Source organism: Cupriavidus sp. FW305-27 (assembly GCF_058787995.1).
On sequence record NZ_JBYTAG010000005.1, the window covers coordinates 23,444 to 43,132 of the forward strand.

11 protein-coding genes are annotated in these 19,689 nt (G+C 67.1%); 2 read left to right on the forward strand and 9 right to left on the reverse strand.

From position 1 onward, the window contains the following. Positions 1–42: 42 nt before the first annotated feature. Together AC3WRI_RS03485 and AC3WRI_RS03490 are read left to right on the forward strand one after the other, a co-directional pair. A complete protein-coding gene (locus AC3WRI_RS03485) occupies positions 43–10,263 on the forward strand; it encodes a Tc toxin subunit A-related protein (protein ID WP_492292586.1) in 10,221 nt (3,406 codons plus the stop codon). Between the two features lie 38 nt (positions 10,264–10,301). Beyond that, entirely contained in the window at positions 10,302–10,619 is a 318-nt protein-coding gene (locus AC3WRI_RS03490) for a hypothetical protein (protein WP_011617180.1), read from the forward strand. Positions 10,620–10,649: 30 nt separating this feature from the next. On the opposite strand, the gene AC3WRI_RS03495 is transcribed toward AC3WRI_RS03490, so the two are convergent. The 9 genes from AC3WRI_RS03495 to paaA all read right to left on the reverse strand — a co-directional run bounded on the left by AC3WRI_RS03495 (position 10,650) and on the right by paaA (position 19,639). Beyond that, positions 10,650–12,314 (reverse strand): cation acetate symporter, encoded by a 1,665-nt coding sequence (locus AC3WRI_RS03495; RefSeq protein ID WP_011617181.1) that lies wholly within the window; start codon positions 12,312–12,314, stop codon positions 10,650–10,652. Beyond that, positions 12,311–12,619, reverse strand: coding sequence for a DUF485 domain-containing protein (locus tag AC3WRI_RS03500; protein WP_492292588.1), 309 nt, complete (start codon positions 12,617–12,619; stop codon positions 12,311–12,313). The genes AC3WRI_RS03495 and AC3WRI_RS03500 overlap by 4 nt, the downstream gene beginning before the upstream one ends. Positions 12,620–12,777: 158 nt before the next feature. Continuing rightward, on the reverse strand, positions 12,778–14,127 hold the full coding sequence (gene paaK, locus AC3WRI_RS03505; RefSeq protein WP_492292590.1) for a phenylacetate--CoA ligase PaaK: 1,350 nt from the start codon (positions 14,125–14,127) through the stop codon (positions 12,778–12,780). Positions 14,128–14,197: 70 nt separating this feature from the next. Continuing rightward, on the reverse strand, positions 14,198–15,862 hold the full coding sequence (gene paaN, locus AC3WRI_RS03510) for a phenylacetic acid degradation protein PaaN (protein ID WP_010809325.1): 1,665 nt from the start codon (positions 15,860–15,862) through the stop codon (positions 14,198–14,200). Between the two features lie 71 nt (positions 15,863–15,933). Then, positions 15,934–17,010 (reverse strand): 1,2-phenylacetyl-CoA epoxidase subunit PaaE, encoded by a 1,077-nt coding sequence (gene paaE, locus AC3WRI_RS03515; protein ID WP_010809324.1) that lies wholly within the window; start codon positions 17,008–17,010, stop codon positions 15,934–15,936. 19 nt (positions 17,011–17,029) lie between these two features. Beyond that, a complete protein-coding gene (paaD, locus tag AC3WRI_RS03520; RefSeq protein WP_492292591.1) occupies positions 17,030–17,545 on the reverse strand; it encodes a 1,2-phenylacetyl-CoA epoxidase subunit PaaD in 516 nt (171 codons plus the stop codon). A 5-nt stretch (positions 17,546–17,550) separates the two neighbouring features. Beyond that, positions 17,551–18,306, reverse strand: coding sequence for a 1,2-phenylacetyl-CoA epoxidase subunit PaaC (paaC, locus tag AC3WRI_RS03525; protein WP_454749261.1), 756 nt, complete (start codon positions 18,304–18,306; stop codon positions 17,551–17,553). A 10-nt stretch (positions 18,307–18,316) separates the two neighbouring features. Beyond that, positions 18,317–18,598 (reverse strand): 1,2-phenylacetyl-CoA epoxidase subunit PaaB, encoded by a 282-nt coding sequence (gene paaB, locus AC3WRI_RS03530; protein ID WP_010809321.1) that lies wholly within the window; start codon positions 18,596–18,598, stop codon positions 18,317–18,319. 54 nt (positions 18,599–18,652) lie between these two features. Further along, positions 18,653–19,639, reverse strand: coding sequence for a 1,2-phenylacetyl-CoA epoxidase subunit PaaA (gene paaA, locus AC3WRI_RS03535; RefSeq protein ID WP_010809320.1), 987 nt, complete (start codon positions 19,637–19,639; stop codon positions 18,653–18,655). Positions 19,640–19,689: the final 50 nt, after the last annotated feature.

The following is a 19,689-nucleotide window of genomic DNA, read 5'->3' on the forward strand; positions in this document are numbered from 1 at the left end:
CGGAACACGCGGATCGGTGAAGTGTTATAGGGGGAATGCGTCATGCCACAAGTCATCCTCGTCCGCCTCGTGCCAATGAAGCCGACCAGCGGCGCCAGTTTCACGAGCTATCTCAACAACCTGACGATCCGTGCGTTCGACCTGTCGTTCGGCAACTCCACCGATGGCACGCTGGTCGGGCAGGCACAGGGCGCCTGGATCCCGAATGCGGGCATCAATGCGGTTGGCCCGGCATTCAATCCCGCCAACCAGCGGATCGTGCAGCACTTCTCCGTATATCCGGTGCAGGTGAACCCATTGCCCGCGCCGCCATTCCCGGACGTACGCCTTGAAGCGGTGGCGACGGCGATCATCGAGCTGACCCCGCCCGCGGCGGAGTTCAACACGACCGATCTGCGCCTCGAGATCAGGCAGGGCACGCAACTCGTTGCCTACGAGCGGCTCGACTTCAACGTGAAGGTCGAGCCGAACGCACCGCTCTCGAACAATCCGCTGACCTACATCGGCGTCGATCCCCCCGCGGTCGTGCTGACGCTGCCGGACCCCGCGGTCGCGCTCGATCCGAATGCCGCCTTCGTTGAGCTGCCGCCCGACGGCACGCCGCCCAAGTTCGTGCCGCTGCGCAATGCGATCAACAAGGTGCTGGCGCAGGACCCGGGCGGCGGCGCCACGCTCGCCAACCGGAGCCCGCTGACCGCGGCGCAGTCGCGCCAGGTCTCGCGCGAGATCATCTGGAACCGCCAGATCGCGCCTCCGCCTGAGCGGCCGAACAACCGCCGGCTCGAGGACATGTATACGCGCCCGCCGACCGACACGTCGTGGAGCGCCGACGAGCGCGACAAGGCGGACATGGACCGGAAGCAGTATGAAGCCAGCCTGCTCGGGTATTACGCACTACAGAACGCCAACGCGGATCGCCTGGCGCAGTACGTCTTCGCCGCGTCAGCCGCGGTGTGGTCCGGACAGCAGAGCGCGAACCCCGGACGCGTTGGCCTGCGCTTCCCGGTGGAACCCGGCCCTCCGCCGGCCCCGGGCGCAACGTTCCGTCGGGCAGACGTCGTGATCGTGAACGATGGCGGGCTGGTCCTGGATTTCCAGGTTCCTGCCGAATACTTCTATGCGCTCTCGGCGGTCCTGGCGACGAACGTCACCGCCCAGGAGCGCTACCGGATGGCCACCGACGATGACGAATCGCGCATCGTTGCGTCCATCAAGGCCGCGCTGGACGCCAATATCATCGCCGCCCCGGCCACGACGCCCGAAAACGCGGCGCGCCGGCTCGCCGCAATCGGCCGGGGCCGCGTGCAGCGCGCCCCGCTCTGTCCGCTCAACGCCAACGTGAACGCGCTGGTCACGGCATGGCTGGCCCAGATGGTGCCGTCGATCGACCCGTTCTGGCAACAGAGCCCGTTCCCGGCCGCGCTGGTACCCGGGCACCTCGACCTGGTACTCGCCGTCATCACGCAGCAGACTGCGGTCACGCCGGCATCGGCCGCGCTGATCGCCGCGATCAAGGGCATCCCGGTCGCCAACGTGGCCCAGCTCAAGGCACGCACGGTCCAGCAGTGGCACGCCTTCTTCCTCCCCGCCAACGTTGGCCTGCTTCCGGACTTCACCAACCCTGGCACGCCCGCGGAGCGGGTCGAGGCGTTCATCCGCCAGTTGCGGAAGTATTTTGAAGTGCTGTCGATCGCGCCGGCGCCGTCTGTGGGCGCGATCGCAAACGCGCAGTCGATTCCGCTCGCCGCCGGCGATCCCTTCGCTGCGTTCCTCGCGGCCGCCCCCGGCTTTGCATTTCCGGTGGCGAACTGGGGCGCGCCCGCCATCGTGAACGCGCTGCAGGCCGTGTTCCCCAGCGATGCGGCCGCGCAGGCGTGGCTGCTTGACGCGCTCAAGACCATCGACGAGCTGCTGCGCGCGACCACCGGTGTCGGGCCGGCGGCGCTGCAGTTCTCCTTGCTCGAAGCGCTCTACGCGCGCGGATTCACCTCGCGGGCGCAAATCCAGGCGCTGTCGGCCGCCGAGTTCGAGTACGCGCTGACGGGAACGGTGGTCTATCCATTTGCCGCGGCAATCCAGGCCGCGGCCGGCGGCGCGACGGGCGCTGCACCGCCGGCGCTTCCCGGTCCGTTCACGCCAGTCAATCCGGACGGATCGCTCATCAACTGCATCCCGCCATGGCACCTGTCGCCGCTCGGGCCGGTGACGTATCTGCAGGATCTGCTCGCGACCGGCATCGGCGCCACATGCGAGCATCCGGCGGCAACCGGCGCCACGCTCGCCGACCTGGTCGCGCCGCGCCGTGGTGCGCTCGGCAGCCTTCACGCCACCGCCGCAAACGTCCACACCACGCTGCCGCTGATCGATATCGTCAATGAGAACCTCGAGGACCTCGCCGACAACGGCGCTCCTGGCGTCGTCTATGACACCAGCGCCACGACGCTGGGCGGGCACGCGCTAAGACCCGCCGACGCGGACGACGGCACCGGGCACGCGCCGAATACCCTGTTCGCCGCGCTGCCGGAGCATTCGACGCCGGCAACGCCAGTGAAGAAGCCCGGCGCCTATGTGAAGCTCGCCGGCGATTTTTCCTCGCCGCTGCTGCCCTACTCGCAGCCGCTCGACATTTCGCGCACGTACCTGTGCGGCATGGGAACGTCGCGGTTCGCGACCATGCGCGCGTTCCGCGAAGAGATCACCGAGTTCGCGATCGACGCGAAGCAGGAGGCGGCGGACTTCCAGAAGCATCTGTGGCGGTATCCGGTGCGGATCGAGCTGGCAATCGAGTACCTGCGCCTGTCCCCGGACGAGTACCAGACGCTGTACGTCGATCCAATCGGCCCGGCCGACCTGCTCAAGATGTACGGCTTCCCGTCGGCCACGATCAACGGGGTCGACTGGAAGTCGATCGTCGTGCATGTGCCGGAGTTCCTCAGGCGCACAGGGCTGGATTACTGCGAGTTCCTCGAGCTTTGGAAAGCCAGGTTTGTCGAGTTTGAACGGCAACCGGCCGCGTCAGGGACCGCTGCCGGGCGGACCACGGGCGCCACGGGGACGACGCCGAATGCCGGATTCCCGGATTGCGAACCGTGCTGCCCGGAAGATCTCGTCATCCAGTTCGTCAATCCGCAGGCGCCTGAAGATGCGCTGCGGCGGCTGATCGTCTTCATCCGCCTGTGGCGATCGCTCAGGTGCCTGCCCGGCGCGGGCTACAGCTTTGCGGATCTGCGCGACATCAGTCTGGTGCTCGGCCTGTTCCAGGGTGCGAACGTCAACCCGGTGTTCATCCGCCAGCTGGCCGCCTTCCAGATCCTGCGAGACGACTGGCGGCTCGCGCTGGGCACCGACCCGGACGCGGCACCGGACGCAACCGGATCGGCTCGCACACGCCTGCTTGGCCTGTGGGCCGCCGCGCCCGCCGCGTCGTTCGACTGGGCCGTGGACCATCTGCTCGGGCGTATCGAGGACCGCGCCGAGCGCGAGCACGCGCCCGGCCGGCGTCCGGGCAGCCACCGCCGCCATCGTCCGCCCGAGTTCATCAAGATCCTGCGCGACAACCTCGACACGCTGTCGCTGCTGAGCGGCTTCGATCCGGTCGCGAGGCCGTGGAATGCACAACCGTCGGGCACCCTGCGCTTCACGGAAATCCTGGCCAAGGTCTATGGCTCGTGGTTCACCACCGGCGAGCTGCTGTACCTGTTCTCGGTCGACCAGCATCTCGACGGCGACGATCCCTTCTGCCAGCAGGACAAGAACGAAGCGCTCGATCAGCCGTTCGACTTCCCGGAGGAAGGGCATCCGCACGACCTGTGGTGCCTGCGGCGCAAGCTGCTGGACGTCCACGCAACGGAAGAGGAAATCGCCGCGCTGACCTGGACCGCTCTCGTCACCGCGATGCGGACCGACTTCGGGTACGAGCCTGCGCCGGGCACCGATCCGCTGCGCGAGCTTGGGGAGCATTTCTTCCCAGGAATGCTTGCTGACGCGGGATTTCCGGTCAGTCCGCAGGCGCGCCAGTATCGCTCAGCCCTCGGGGCCACCGTCGCGAGCATGTGGAACCACCCGCATCCCGGACCGTTCCAGTACGATGCCGTCGCCAAGGAATTGGCGACGTCCCTGCCGCTCCTCGACCAGGACGTGCTGTTCAAGCTCAATGCGATCGAACAGTTGACGGACGCCGAGCGCAAGGCGGTGCAGCAATTGTACTTCGCCCCGCGTGCCGAGCTCGCGCGGTTCTCGTTCCTGTTCCCCAGCCTCGCCGCCGCTGAACAAGCGCTGGTCCAGGAAGCGGATGAGACCCGGCGCTGGGAATACTTCCGCTGCGCGTTCGTGGAGTTCTCACGCCGCGCGCACATCGTCGCGGAGCACCTTGCCGCACATGTGGGCTACGCCTCCGACGGCACCGACGCGGAAGCCGATCTGGCGTGGCTGATCCTCCGCCGCCTGCTCGGCGACGAGAACAAGGCAGCGTCGGCGTGGGAGCAGGATAACGGCAAGCCGCCCGCCAGCTTCTCATGGCCGTTGCCAGCGGGCGGTGCCTTTGCCGCCCTGACCGGCCTTACCGGCACCGGACTGCTCGGCGAGGTGAAAGGCGCGAGCGGGAGTTCATGGCCCGAACTGCGCGGACCGATGACGGCGTTCTCGCAGGCGGGCAACGCCTGGAATGCGCCGCTTCCCGGGGTCGTGCCGGACCTGGATTTCACGCTGCCGCCGGCGGCACTGAAGTTCGCCGTATTGCGCAACGGCCTGGCGATCCGCGAGTCAGACGGGCAGCCGCTGGCGGGCGCCGAAGGCTACACCGCACGCTGGACCGGCGTGCTCATCGTCGAGACATCGGGCACGTACACATTCTTCGCCGGCGCACCGGCACCGGACTGCGATGCGCCCGATTTCGAGGCGTGCAGCCACAACAAATGGCGCGTCAATCTGCGGCGCGGCCAGAAGACGTTCCGACTGCTGAACTACGGTTGGGCGGACGAGCCGGCGGCGGACCGTGCGTCCGGCCCGCTGCATCTGAAGCGCGGCGCCTACTTCATCGATATCGACTTCGAGGAATCGCCACCCGAGTTCGACGAGAAGCAGGAGCTGGCGCGCGCCCGCACCGGCTTCACGGTGAAGTACCAGGGCCCGGACACCGATGACTGCATTGCGGAGCTGCCGGCCGAGCGCCTGTATCGCGATGTCTCACCGGGTGAGCTGACCAGCGCGCAGGCGGCGGTGCCGTCGGCAAAGGCGTATCTGGCCCTGCAGTACACCAGCAGCCTGCGCGACATCCGCCGCACCTACCAGCGCGCATTCAAGGCGCTGCTGTTCTGCCACCGGCTGCGACTGTCGGCACGCCTGGTGGCGCGGGCAAACGTTTCCGAGGCCGAGTACATGCTGTCGTCGCCAGGCCTGTTTGCCGGCTTCACCTACGTTCCCGGCACCCCGTATACATCGCACCGCGCGTATCTGGACTTCAATTTCCTGCCGGTTGGCGACACCTACAATGGCGATCCGGAGCGCAAGCCACCGGCGCCGCTCGACCAGCGCGCGACGCCGTCGGTCAAGCGCCGGCAGGCGCTCTTCGACTGGTTCGAGCGCGTCCATGACTACACGGTGATGCGGCGGGCGGTCCAGCAACGGGCTGAGCGCCTCGCGTGGCTCTGCTTCGTCGAGGCGTCGAACCAGCAGCCCGCCGATCCCGTGCCGCTGCTGATGGACCTTGGCGTCGACATGGATCATGCCGCGCTTGTCCTCGAATTCCACGACGGCGTATCCGTCGATTGGGCCAGGCTGTCGGACGATCGCTGGGCAATCCGCGTCTGGCATGCCGCGTCGTGGGTGAGGCGGCTGCTGAAGGCGTTCGTTCCGCGCGACCTCGCCCAGGCACAGCCCGATGCCTGGGCAGCGAGCGCGCCGGCGGCAATGGCCAGCGGCAACGCGAACCTGACAAGGTTCTACCGCGACGGCATGATCGAGCGCGGCAACCCGCTGCGTTACGCCGACATCGAGCACCTCAACAACCTGCTGCGCGAGCGGGGACGCACCGCGCTGGTCGCGTATCTCACCGGAATGAACCGGGTCCCGCTTCCGTTTGTGCCAGGCGCGTTCGCGACGTCGGCGAAGGATCTCAGCGCGTTGTTGCTGGTCGACGTCGATGCTGGCATTTGCCAGAAGATCAGCCGCATTGAAGAGGCGGTTACGGCGGTGCAGTCGTTCGTGGAACGCGCACGCCTGGCGCAGGAGCCGACCTTCGTGGTGACCCCGGCGTTTGCGTCGGCATGGGACAGGCTTTTTGTGACCTTCCACATCTGGCAGGCCTGCCGCCGCCGCACGCTGTACCAGGAGAACTACGTCGAGTGGACCGAGCACGAACGCGCGCTCCAGGCCGAAGCGTTCCGCTTCCTCGAATCCGAATTGCGGCGCGCCACCTTGACCGCGCCGCAACCCGGCGGCATGGAGTACTGGCCCGGACCCTACTGGCCGGCCCATCCGTCACTGACCGCGCTGCAGCATCGCGACCCGTCGCATCTGAAGCAGGTGCCGCAGCCCGAGAACCTCGGGCTGATGGGGCGGCCCGAGCGCCACGCGAGACCCAGCTGGCTGGCGCCGTCGCAGCTCCAGCTGTCTGCCGGCCCGACCCCGGGCACGACGAACAATGTCCCGGGGGCCGCTCGCGGCATGCTCGCCGCTACGGTGCCTGCCAACGCGTCCACAGGAACACCGCCCGGCGCTGAGTCTCCGCAGCTTCCGCTCTGGCTGCAGGCGGCGGTCCGCCTCGGCACGCGGTTCCTGCGCATTGCCGCTGCCGGGGAGCCGCCCGCCACGTCGGCGTTCATGCTGCCGGAGACGTCGGGCTCGGTGTGCTGTGCCGAGTGCGGACGCGTGCATGCGCCGGTCATGGACGAGTACTACTTCTGGCTGGTGAACTCCGAGTACTACGATCCGGGTGTTCTGAATCCCGCCGATCCATCCTTGTTCCAGGACCCGGACTGGGGTGTCGTGCCGCCCGACATGACCTCGGACTGGCATCGCCGTGACCGCCTGCCGCAGCTGCTGGCCTGGCCGCTGCGGCCGATGGTGAAGCTCGCATGGTGCCGCGTGCATAACGGAGAATTCCAGACCCCGCGCATCATCGACGACGGCGCGCATGTCGATCCTGCCGGCGGCGAGCCACAGCTCGAATTCCTGGGCCGCGAGGTTGACTCCCTTCGGTTCCGGATCACGAACGCGGCGGCGCTCCCGCCGGGCCATACGGACCCGTCGCCGTGGGGCTTCCGCTACGACATTACGCCGGATACCGCCGTCGTAACGCCCGAGGTGATCGCGACGCCCCTGGCGCCGGCACCGCTCGCTCCATTGCTGCAGGCATATCCGTTCTTCGTCTATTTCACCTCCGGCGCCCCGCTTGAGCCTTCGCTCTACTCGACCGCGATGACGGTCGCCGGAACGCTGCGCGCCCACTGCCGCTTCGAGGCAGCCCTGAAATGGTACGAGCTCTACTTCGCGCCTGGCGACAAGGACCTGCGCTGGGCGACCTGCCGCACGCCGCAGCCGCCGTCGACCGGGACGATCCCCGGGACCAACGTTCCCGGTGGCTCGAACGAGCCAAATCCGAATACCCCGGCCAATACCCCACAGCCCGCTGGCCGCGGCATTGCCGCAGCATCGACCCCGCGCGCGGCGGCGTCGACGCGCGGTCGCATGCGCACCGGCCAGGATCCGTGCTGCGACACACTGGTGAGGACGGAGCTTGCGTCCCGGCAGCGAAGCGTCGTCCTGGCGTATCTCGAGACGCTGCTTCAGCATGCGCAGGCGGCAATGTGCCGGCATTCCCCCGAGGGCTACGCCATGGCGCGGCTGCGCCTCGACACGCTCTCGAGATTCCTCGGCGAGCGGCCGCGCACGATCTTCGGCCAGGATGATGGCGCCAAAGCGCAGACGGTAACCGCGTTTATCCCGCGGTTCGCCCCGCTCAACCCGCGCCTGATGGAGATCTACGACCGCGTCGCCGACCAGCTGGACGCCCTGCACCGCTGCCTGACGAAGGCGCGGCTGGCGGGCGGCGTCCCCAATCTGGATACCTCATATTGGGGCGACAATCCGGTGCGGCGCGGATGGAAGACCGCGGCCGCGAACTGCCTTGACGACGACGGCTGCTGCTGTCCGCCCAGCCCGTACCGCTTCCCCTTCCTCATCCAGCGCGCGGTGGAGACGGCGAACGAGGTCCGCACGTTTGGCGCCGAGCTGCAGGCCGCATTCGAGAAAGGGGATGCCGAGTTCCTCGCGGCCATGCGTGCCGCGCACGAACGCCAGCTCCTCAACCTGACCGAGGAGATCCGCCGCATGGAATTCCGCGAAGCGGACTGGCAGGTGCAGGCACTGCAGAAGACCAAGCAGGGGGCGCAGGCGCGGCGGCAATATTACAGCGACCTGATCGCGAATGGGTTGATCCCGAAGGAGCAGGCCTACCAGAACCTGACCGGCGTTTCCATGACCACGCGCGCCGCCGGCAACATCGTGGAAGGTGTCGGCCAGGTCATGAACCTGATTCCGGACAATACGACCGGCGTTGCCGGGATCGCGTCCACCCCGGTGTCGGTGTTCCAGATGCCGATCGGCACCAAGCTGGCCCACGCGTTCGCCGCGGCCGCCAGGATTCTCTACACGGTTGCCGATATCAACGGCACGCAGGCCGGCCTGGCACTGACCGAGGGTGGATGGGACCGTCGCGAGGCGGACTGGATCCTCCAGGTCACGGTGCTCGATATCGAGATCCAGCAGATCGAGCGGCAGATCCTTGGCGCCGAGCGGCGCCGCGGCGTGGCGCTGCGCCAGTTGAACAACCTGGTGCAGCAGAAGCAGCAGGCGGCGGAGCTGCAGGACTTCCTGCGCGACAAGTTCACCAATCACGCGCTCTACCTGTTCCTGCAGCAGGAGACAGCGGCGCTGCACCACCAGATGTTCGAGATCGCCTGGTGCTGGGCACGCCAGGCACAACGCGCGTTCCAGCTGGAACGCGAGCTGACCACGCAGACGCAACTGCCACCGGATATCTGGGACGGTCTGCACGAAGGCCTGCTGGCCGGCGAGCGGCTGTCGACGTCGCTGCGCGCAATGGAAAAGGCGTACTACGACCAGAACCGGCGCGAGCAGGAGCTGGTGACGCGGCTGTCGCTGCGGATTGATTTTCCGCTCGCGTTCCTGCAGCTGAAGGCGACAGGCATGTGCGAGATCGAGATTCCCGAATGGCGCCTCGACCGCGAATACCCCGGACACTACCTGCGCCGCGTCAAGAGCGTCAGCCTGACCATCCCCTCTGTCGTGGGCCCTTACACGGGCGTGCACTGCAAGCTGACGCTGCTGAGCAGCGCGACCCGCATCGAGCCCACGCTGCTCGACGTCGAAGACTGCTGCCCTGGCGAATGCACCTGCGGCTGCTGCGAGCGCCGGCGCTACGAGGCGACCAGGGATGATCCGCGCATCGTGAAGCGCTATGGCGCAACCGAAGCGATCGCAACTTCCACCGGGCAGAACGACTCGGGGCTGTTCGAGCTCAATTTCCGCGACGAGCGCTACCTGCCGTTCGAATACGCCGGGGCGGTCAGCCGCTGGCGCATCGAGCTGCCCATCGAGACCAACGCGTTCGACATTGACACGGTAAGCGACCTGATCGTCCAGTTGAGCTACACCGCTCGCGAAGGCGGAGCGCTGCTGCGCAAGGCAAGCTGGGCCGCCGCGTCCTGCCTGCTGCCCGGCGCGGGGCTGCGCTTCTTTGACTGGAAGCAGGACTTCGCCGATGCGTGGCAGCGGTTCAAGGCAGCCGTGCCGGCGGCAGAAATGCCCGGCTGCACGCGTGCGCTCACGCTGCGCATGAGCCGCGGCATGTTCCCGTACCTGCCGGGCCAGCGGCCGGTGCGCATGCGCCGCGTCGAACTGTGGTTCGAGGCCCAAGGCTGCAGCGGCGCGCGCAACCATGAGATCGAGTTCGTGCCAGATCGCGACTGCACATGCGAGGACGACGGCGAAGCGTGCTGCGACCGCTTCTTCCTGACCTGCGTGGCCAGCGAGGATTGGCCGTGCCTCTTCCATGGTGTGATCGAGTACCCGTTCCCGTACCTGAGCGACGAGAGACCGGTCGTGATCGGCGACTTCCTGTTCCCGGAAGACGCCGGTGTGGTACACCGTGCCTATCTGGTGTGCTCGTACGAGGCCGGTCCGCCGGAACGCTGCTTGCCGAAGCTGCCGGCTTGCGACGGCGACTGCATGACGGTCTGTTGAAGTAATGCCCGTGCCCGGGCCATAGCAGGAGTTGGCAAATGGAGAAGAAGCCCCCACCTGATGAAAACACGGACCTCCCACGCCGAGGGCACGGCTCCGCTGCGCGAGCGGCGAAGACTCCGCCGCCTCAACAGAGCATGCCCGGGCATCTTATCGAGCTGAGGCCGGGCTTCTTTCTCAACCCCGACCACATTATCAGCGTGCGGGTGTTGCCGGAGGAGGAAGGCGACGTCTATGCAGTCCTGCACCTGTCGAATGGCGACAAGCAGAACCTTACCCGCGGCGAGTTCACCGCCATTACCGGGGAAGAGCCGCGCCCGCCGGCGCGGCTGCCGCAGAAACCACTGACCGAATAGCGTTGCTGCTACGCGGCCCTGCCCCCCGGATCAATGCTGGCTCGCCCCGGCAGCCCCGATCCCGGTCATCGCACGCACGAACTGCGCACCATAGCGCTGGCGCTCGGTGCTGGCCTGGGTGGAGCGGTCCAGCACCGACGCCAGCCAGGCGCTGGCGAAGGCCAGCGTCATCGAGAACAGCGCCGGGTTGGCGTACGGGAAGATCGCCTTGTCATGATGCAGGAAGCCCACCCAGACCGTCGGGCCCAGCACCAGCAGCGCCACCGCTGACACCAGCCCGGCCAGGCTGCCGGCCACGGCGCCGCGCGTGGTCAGGCCTTTCCAGAACATCGACAGGAACAGCACCGGGAAGTTGACCGAGGCCGCGATCGCCAGCACCAGGCCGGACAGGAAGGCGATGTTCTGCTTCTCGAACATCACGCCCAGCACCATGGCCAGCACGCCGATCACCAGGGTGGCCGCCTTGGACACCCGGATCTCGTCCTTCTCGTTGGCCTGCCCGCGGCGGAACACGTTGGCGTACAGGTCATGCGAGACCGCGGAAGCGCCCGACAGGGCCAGGCCCGCCACCACCGCGAGGATGGTCGCGAACGCCACCGCCGAGATAAAGCCCAGGAAGAAATCGCCGCCGATCGCGTGCGACAGGTGCACCGCCACCATATTGCTGCCGCCGATGATCTTGCCGGCCGCGTCGCGGTAGGCCGGATCCGCGCCCACCATCACGATCGCACCGAAGCCCACCACCAGGATCAGCACGTAGAAGTAGCCGATGAAGCCGGTGGCGTAGAGCACGGACTTGCGCGCCTCGCGGGCGTCTGCCACCGTGAAGAAGCGCATCAGGATGTGCGGCAGGCCCGCGGTGCCGAACATCATGCCCACCCCCAGCGAGATCGCATCGATGGGATTGGACACCAGCCCGCCCGGAGACAGGATCGCCAGCCCCTTGTCATGCACCTTCGCCGCGCCGGCGAACATGGCTTCCGGGCTGAAGCCGAAGTACGCCAGCACCATCACCGCCATGAAGGTCACGCCGCCCAGCAGCAGCGCGGCCTTGATGATCTGCACCCAGGTGGTGGCCAGCATGCCGCCGAACATCACATACAGCACCATCAACAGGCCGACGATCACCACGGCGGACTCATAGCTGGTGCCGAACAGCAGCTCGATCAGCTTGCCGGCGCCGACCATCTGCGCCACCAGGTACATGATCACCACCGTCAGCGTGCCGCAGGCGGCGGTGATCCGCACCGGCTTCTGCGCCAGCCGGTATGACACCACGTCGGCAAAGGTATAGCGGCCAAGGTTGCGCAGCCGTTCGGCGACGATGAACAGGATGATCGGCCAGCCCGCCACCACGCCCAGCGCGTAGATCAGCCCGTCATAGCCCTTGTCGAACATCATCGCGGAGATGCCGAGGAAGGAGGCAGCCGAGACCATGTCGCCGGCGATGGCCAGGCCGTTCTGGAAGCCGCTCAGCCCGCCTCCGGCGGCATAGAAGTCGGATGCCGAGCGCGTGCGGCGCGCGGCCCAGCGGGTAATGCCGAGCGTGAACAGCACGAACAGCAGGAACATCACGATGGCGCTCCAGTTCAGCGGCCGCGGCGCGGCATCGCCCTGGATGGCGGGGGCCGCCGCGGCGGCCATGCTGGCAAGCCCGAGCAGGGCCGCGCACAGGTAACGGTTGGCGGGTTTCATGCCCGGCACTCCTTGCGCACGCGTTCGTTGAGCGGATCCAGGTTGCGGTTGGCCCGGTACACGTAGATCCCGGTCAGCAGCACGGCCGAGACGATCACCGCCACGCCGACGGGAATGCCCACCGTCATCACACCCGCGCCGAGCGGTGTGCCGAGCGTGGCCGGCGAGAACGCCAGCAGCAGGATAAAGCCGAAGTAGATCGCCAGCATGACCAGCGTCAGCGACCAGCCCAGGCGGGTCCGCCCGTTGGTCAGCCGGATGAAATCGGGGTGGTTCTGGATGGTTTCCAGTTGTCGCGCGTCCATGGTGGTCTCCTTTGGCGCAAGGGTGGGCGTGGCGCCTCTGGGTGGGTGCCATCGTTGGGTGATTCGTTGAGACTTGAACTCTTCCGGCGGTGTGCTCCCTTTCCCCGCATGGGGAGAGGGAGCACACATGCAGCGGCTTGTCAGTTCATGCGATACGTTCAGATCGCCCCGACCGGCTGCTCGTGCGTGAACTTCGGCCGCATATCGAGCACCCGCCGCGCCTTGCCCACAGTGGTGCGCTCGATGCCGTCCGCATCCACCACCTGCACGCGCGTGGTCACGCCCACGTAGGTCTTGATCTGGTCCTTCAGCTCGCGCTCCAGCATCGCGCGGTCGTCCGCGCAGAGGGGTGCCGAACTTCGGGGCCGCGCTTCGACGCGCACTTCCAGCTTGTCCAGGTGGCCGTCGCGGGTCACCACCAGCTGGTACTGCGGCGCCAGCGCCGGCGTCTTCAGGATCAGCTCCTCGATCTGCGACGGGAACACATTGACGCCGCGGATGATCAGCATGTCGTCCGAGCGGCCGGTGATCTTGCCGATGCGGCGCATCGAACGCGAGGTGGGCGGCAGCAGGCGCGTCAGGTCGCGCGTGCGGTATCGGATCACCGGCAGCGCTTCCTTGGTGAGCGACGTGAACACCAGTTCGCCCTCTTCTCCATCCGGCAGCACCTCGCCGGTGACCGGATCGATGATCTCGGCGTAGAAGTGGTCTTCCCAGATCACCGGACCGTCCTTGCTCTCGATGCATTCGCAAGCGACACCCGGCCCCATGACTTCAGACAGGCCGTAGATGTCCACCGCGTCGATACCGGCACGTGCCTCGATTTCGGCGCGCATCGCATCCGTCCACGGCTCGGCGCCGAAGATGCCCACCTTGAGCGAGCTTTCCGACGGATCCATGCCCTGGCGCTCCATCTCCTCGATCAGGTTCAGCATGTATGACGGCGTCACCATGATGATGTTGGGCTCGAACTCGCGGATCAGCTGCACCTGTTTCTCGGTCTGTCCGCCGGACATGGGGATCACCGTGCAGCCGGCCTTCTCGGCGCCATAGTGGGCACCCAGGCCGCCCGTGAACAGGCCGTAGCCATAGCTGACATGGACCAGGTCGCCGGCGCGGCCGCCGGCGGCGCGGATCGAGCGCGCCACCACGCTGGCCCAGGTATCGATATCCTTCGCGGTATAGCCGACCACGGTCGGCTTGCCCGTGGTGCCGCTCGACGCATGCACGCGCGCCACCTTCTCGCGCGGCACCGCGAACATGCCGAAGGGATAGTTGTCGCGCAGGTCCTGCTTGGTCAGGAACGGGAACTTCGACAGGTCCGACAGCGACTGCAGGTCGTCCGGATGCACCCCGGCCGCATGGAAGGCCTTGCGGTAATGCGGCACGTTGTCGTAGGCATGGCGCACGCTCCATTTCAGCCGTTCCAGCTGCAGCGCCTGCAGTTCGTCGCGGCTGGCGCGCTCGATCGGCTCCAGCTCGTTGGGGTTGGGGATGCGTTGAACCATTGTCTACTCCATCATCGTTATGATTGCGCCGCATTTCTATTGGGGGCCGGCGCCGGGTACTGCGACTGCATCAGATATGGGAACGGCTCTGTACCACGCGGAAGCGGTTGGCGACGAAAGCCGCATCCGACAGCGAGGCATTGGCTGCCGGGTTGGCGCCGGTGGCGTGGAAGTCGCTGAACGCGGCCGACTGGTTGACGAACACGCCCCCGGTCAGGTTCAGCGACAGGGCCACGCCCGCGTCCTCGGCGGCTTCGCGGATGCCCTCGGCCATGCCGGCATCGGTGGTGTAGGCCGACAACGTCAGTGCGCCATGTTCCTTCGCGCCGCGGTGCGCCAGCGCGATGCTGTGCGCGGTGTTGTCGGTGGCGACGATGAACGAGATCGGGCCGAACAATTCCTGCATGATCTTGTCCTCGTCGCTGGCGTCCACCTTGAGCACCAGCGGCGTGCGGATGCGCGCGCCGGGGAACTCCGGGTGCTCCAGCACGCGGCTGTCGGCGACGATCTCGCCCAGTGCGCGCGACGATTCGATGCGCTGAACCACCCCGTCGTTCTGGATCGCGCCGAGCAGCTCCACCGCCTTGGCCGCATCGCTGGTGAGCCTGACCACGCCCTCCCCGATCGCCGCGGCCACCTGGTCGAAGCTGAGGTGCCCTTCCGGCGTGTCGATGCCGCCCTTCGGCACATAGATGTTCTGCGGTGCCGTGCACATCTGGCCCGAGTACAGCGCCAGCGAGAACGCGATATTGCGCACCATGCCCTTGAAGTCGCTGGTGGAGTGGATCACGATCTGGTTGACGCCGGCCTTCTCGGTATAGACCTGGGCCTGGTGCGCGTTGCGCTCCAGCCAGTTGCCATTGGCGCTGCTGCCGGTGAAGTCGATCAGGCGCACTTCCGGGCGCAGCGCCAGCGTGGACGCCATGCGCTCGGTCGGGTCGTTGGCCACCAGCGTGACCAGGTTGGGGTCGAAGCCGGCTTCCTGCAGCACCTCGCGCGCCACCTCGACGGTGATCGCCAGCGGCAGGATCGCGCCCGGGTGCGGCTTGACCACCACCGCGTTGCCGGTCGCCAGGCTGGCGAACAGGCCGGGATAGCCGTTCCAGGTCGGGAAGGTGCAGCAGCCGATCACCAGGCCCACGCCGCGCGGCACCACGCTGTAGCGCTTCTCCATGCGCAGCGGCTCGTTCTTGCCCTGCGGCTTCTCCCAGATGGCCTGCTTCGGAATGCGGCGCATCTCGTCCCAGGCGTAGGCCACCGCTTCCAGCCCGCGGTCCTGCGCGTGCGGGCCGCCGGCCTGGAAGGCCATCATGAAGGCCTGGCCGGTGGTGTGCATTACCGCGTAGGCAATCTCGAAGCTGCGGCGGTTCAGGCGCTGCAGGATTTCCAGCGACACGCCGACCCAGGCTTCCGGCCCGGCCTTGCGCCAGGCCGGCATGCCTTCGGCCATGCCGGCAAAGAGCTGGTCGAGGTCGGGCTTCGGATAGGTGATGCCCAGTTCCGCGCCGTAGGGCGAGACTTCCTTGCCGGCCTGGCCGACGGTGCCCGGCTGCGACAGCGCGAACGGGCGGTTCAGGCGGGCCTCGAAGGCAGCCTTGCCGTCGGCGTTGGCGGTTTCGCCGTAGACCCTGGGGCTCGGCATTTCGCTGAACGGGCTCCAGTAGCCGCGCTCGGCAATGGCTTGGGTGGCTTGTTCCAGCAGCGCCTGGTGGCGTTCAAAAAACGGATGGGACACGGCTTGCTCCGGGGGCAGAATGGTTTGCGTATGGTTCGGGATGGCGGCAAGGGATTGCCGCGGGAAGCGCTTCAGGTTTCCTGGTCGAAGTCGATCACCAGCCTGTCGCTGACGGCGTAGCTCTGGCAGCTGAGGATGAAGCCGCGCGCGACTTCGTAGTCCTCCAGCGCAAAGTTGACGTCCATGTCGACCTCGCCTTCGATGCGCTTGCAGCGGCAGGTCGAGCAGACCCCGCCCTTGCATGAGTAAGGCAGCTCGATGCCTTGCGCCAGCGCGGCATCCAGCACCGTCTCCTTGTTCTTCTCCAGCGTGAAGGAGCGCGTGCGGCCGTCCTGGATCACCGTGACCTCGCACTGCTGCTGCCCCACCTGCTTGTGCGCATGCGCCGCCGGGCGGGCCGCGGGAATGCTGGTGGCAAACAGCTCGCGCTTGATGCGGGCCTTGTCCACGCCGTTGTCGAGCAGCGCCTGCGACACCTCTTCCATCATCGAGTGCGGGCCGCAGATAAAGGCGATGTCGATGTCCTGCGGCTTGACCCAGTGCTTGAGCAAGGCATTGACCTTCTCGCCGTCGATGCGGCCGTTGAACAGGTCGATATCCAGCTGCTCGCGGCTGAGCACGAACACCAGGTTGAAGCGCTGCAGGTAGGTGTCCTTCAGGTCTTCCAGCTCTTCCTTGAACAGCACCGAAGACGAGGCGCGGTTGCCGTAGAACAGCGTGAAGCGGCTCTGGGGCTCGGCCTCCAGCGTAGTCTTGATGATCGACAGCATCGGCGTGATGCCGCTGCCGGCGGCGAAGGCCACGTAGTGCCTCGCCTGCGTGGCAGACAGCGGCACGTGGAAGTGGCCGGATGGCGGCATCACTTCCAGCTTCATGCCGGGCTGCAGTTGTTCGTTGGCCCAGTTGGAGAACAGGCCGCCGTCGACGCGCTTGATCGCGACGCGCAGCTGCGCGTCCTGCACCGCCGAGCAGATCGAGTACGAGCGGCGCACGTCCTCGCCGCCGATGCCGGTGCGCAGCGTCAGGTGCTGGCCCTGGATGTAGCGGTAGGTGTCGGCCAGTTCATCCGGCACGGCAAAGGTCACGGCCACGGCATCGCGGGTTTCGCGGGTGACCGAGGCCACGGTCAGTTCATGGAATTTGCTCATCTCACTACCCCGGTCAGGCTCAGTGCGCCTTGAAGTAATCGAACGGTTCCTTGCAGTCGCCGCAGCGGTACAGGGCCTTGCAGGCGGTCGAGCCGAACTGGCTCACCAGCCGCGTGTGCTGCGAGCCGCAGTGCGGGCACGCCACCACCAGCGCCGGCGCCGCCTTGCGGCTGATGCCGCTGATGTCGATCACCTGCTGGGCCGGCGGCGCAATGCCGTAGCCGCCCAGGCTGGCCTTGCCGCGCGGCGTCATCCAGTCGGTGGTCCAGGCCGGCGCCAGCTGCGTGCGCACGCGCACGCTGGCAATGCCCTGCGCAGCCAGCGTGCGCTCGATCTCCTCCCGGATCACGGTCATGGCCGGGCAGCCGGAGTACGTCGGGGTGATGGTGACGACGCAGGCGTCGTCCTCCCATGCCACGTCGCGCACAATGCCGAGATCCACCACCGAGATCACCGGGATCTCGGGATCGGGCACCGTATCGAGCCAGGTCCAGACCTGCCCGAGCGCCGGGCGTGCGATCGCTTGCGCAGTCATGGCGTTCACCAGCTGGCGCCCGGATAGGCGCGCTGCAGGAACTGCATTTCGGCCAGCAGGTAGCCGAGGTGTTCGGTATGGCGGCCGTGGCGGCCGCCGCTCTGCGACCACGTGCCCGCAGGCAGCTGCAGCGTGGCTTCTTCCAGCACCGCGGCCACGTGGCGCTGCCACGGTTCGGCCAGTGATGCGGGATCCGGCACCAGGCCGGCCTGCACCAGCGCGGCGTCGCCCGCGTCGGACTCGAACAGCTCATCGCTGAACATCCACAGGTCGTTGAAGGCATCCTGCATGCGGCGGTGGCTCTCTTCGCTGCCGTCGCCCAGGCGCACCACCAGGTCGGCGCTGCGGCGCACGTGGTAGGTCACTTCCTTGAGCGACTTGGCGGCGATCTCGGCGATGCGGGCATCGGTCGAGCGCTGCAGCCCGTCGAGCAGGAAGTAGTGCCAGGTGTCGAACAGGAACTGCCGCGCCAGCGTATCGGCATAGCTGCCGTTGGGCTGCTCCACCAGCAGCGGGTTGCGGAACTGGTGCGCGTCGCGCAGGTAGGCCAGCTGGTCGGCGCTGCGGCCGGCGCCCTCCACTTCCGCGGCGTAGCCCAGCCACAGCCGGGTCTGGCCGATCAGGTCGAGCGCGACATTGGTCAGCGCGATGTCCTCTTCCAGCGCCGGGCCGCGGCCGCACCATTCCGACAAGCGCTGGCCAAGGACCAGCGTGGCGTCGCCGAGGCGCAGCAGGTATTCGAGCTTGTGGTTGTCCATCATGCGGGCCGTATCAGATGTGCTTGACGGCTTCCGGCATCGGGAAGAACGTCGGGTGGCGGTAGACCTTGCTGTTGGCCGGCTCGAACAGCGGGCCCTTGTCGCCGGGGCTGCTGGCGACCACGTCGCCGGCCTTCACCACCCAGACGCTGACGCCCTCGTTGCGGCGCGTATAGACGTCACGCGCGTTGTTGATCGCCATTTCGCCGTCGGGCGCGTGCAGGCTGCCCACGTGCTTGTGGGCCAGGCCGTGCTGGCTGCGGATAAAGATCTCCCAAAGCGGCCACTCTTTCATGGCAACCTCCTGTGTCATTGCGTTGGATGGATGGCGGCGCCGGGCGCCGCGGGGTCACGCGGCGGCGCGCTGGGCCTGCTTGTCGGCGTGGGTCACCAGGGCATCGCGGAACCACGCGCCCTCTTCCCAGGCCTTGACGCGGGTGCGCAGGCGCTCGCGGTTGCAGGGGCCGTTGCCCTGGATGACGTTGTAGAACTCGGACCAGTCGATCTCGCCGAAGTCATAGTGGCCGCGCTCCTCGTTCCACTTCAGTTCGGGATCCGGAATGGCCAGGCCCAGGTACTCGGCCTGCGGCACGGTCTGGTCGACCATCTTCTGGCGCAGCTCGTCATTGGAGAACAGCTTGATGCGCCATTGCATGGATTGCGCGCTGTTGGGCGAATCGCCGTCGGACGGGCCGAACATCATCAGCGCCGGCCACCACCAGCGATTGAGCGCGTCCTGCGCCATCTGCTTCTGCTCGGGGGTGCCGTTGCACAGCGACAGCAGGATGTCGTAGCCCTGGCGCTGGTGGAACGACTCTTCCTTGCACACGCGCACCATGGCGCGCGCATAGGGCCCGAACGAGCAGCGGCACAGCGGCACCTGGTTGATGATGGCCGAGCCGTCGACCAGCCAGCCGATCATGCCGATGTCGGCCCAACTCAGCGTCGGGTAGTTGAAGATGCTGGAATACTTGGCCTTGCCGGTGTGCAGGTCGCCCAGCATCTGGTCGCGCGACACGCCCAGGGTCTCGGCCGCGCTGTAGAGATACAGGCCATGGCCGGCCTCATCCTGGATCTTGGCCAGCAAGACTGCCTTGCGCTCCAGCGTCGGCGCGCGGGTGACCCAGTTGCCTTCCGGCAGCTGGCCCACAATCTCGGAATGGGCATGCTGCGAGATCTGGCGGACCAGGGTCTTGCGATAGGCCTCCGGCATCCAGTCCTTGGCCTCGATCTTGATCCCGGCATCGACGCGCGCCTGGAACTCGCGCTCCTGCGGCTCCATTTCTTCCATGGCGCGAAGCCTCGTCGCTCCTGTCTCCACCAGCTGTGCGTACATCCTTTGCTCCGCTCTTGGTTGCTCTGAATCGGGGTCTTGACCTGCATCAA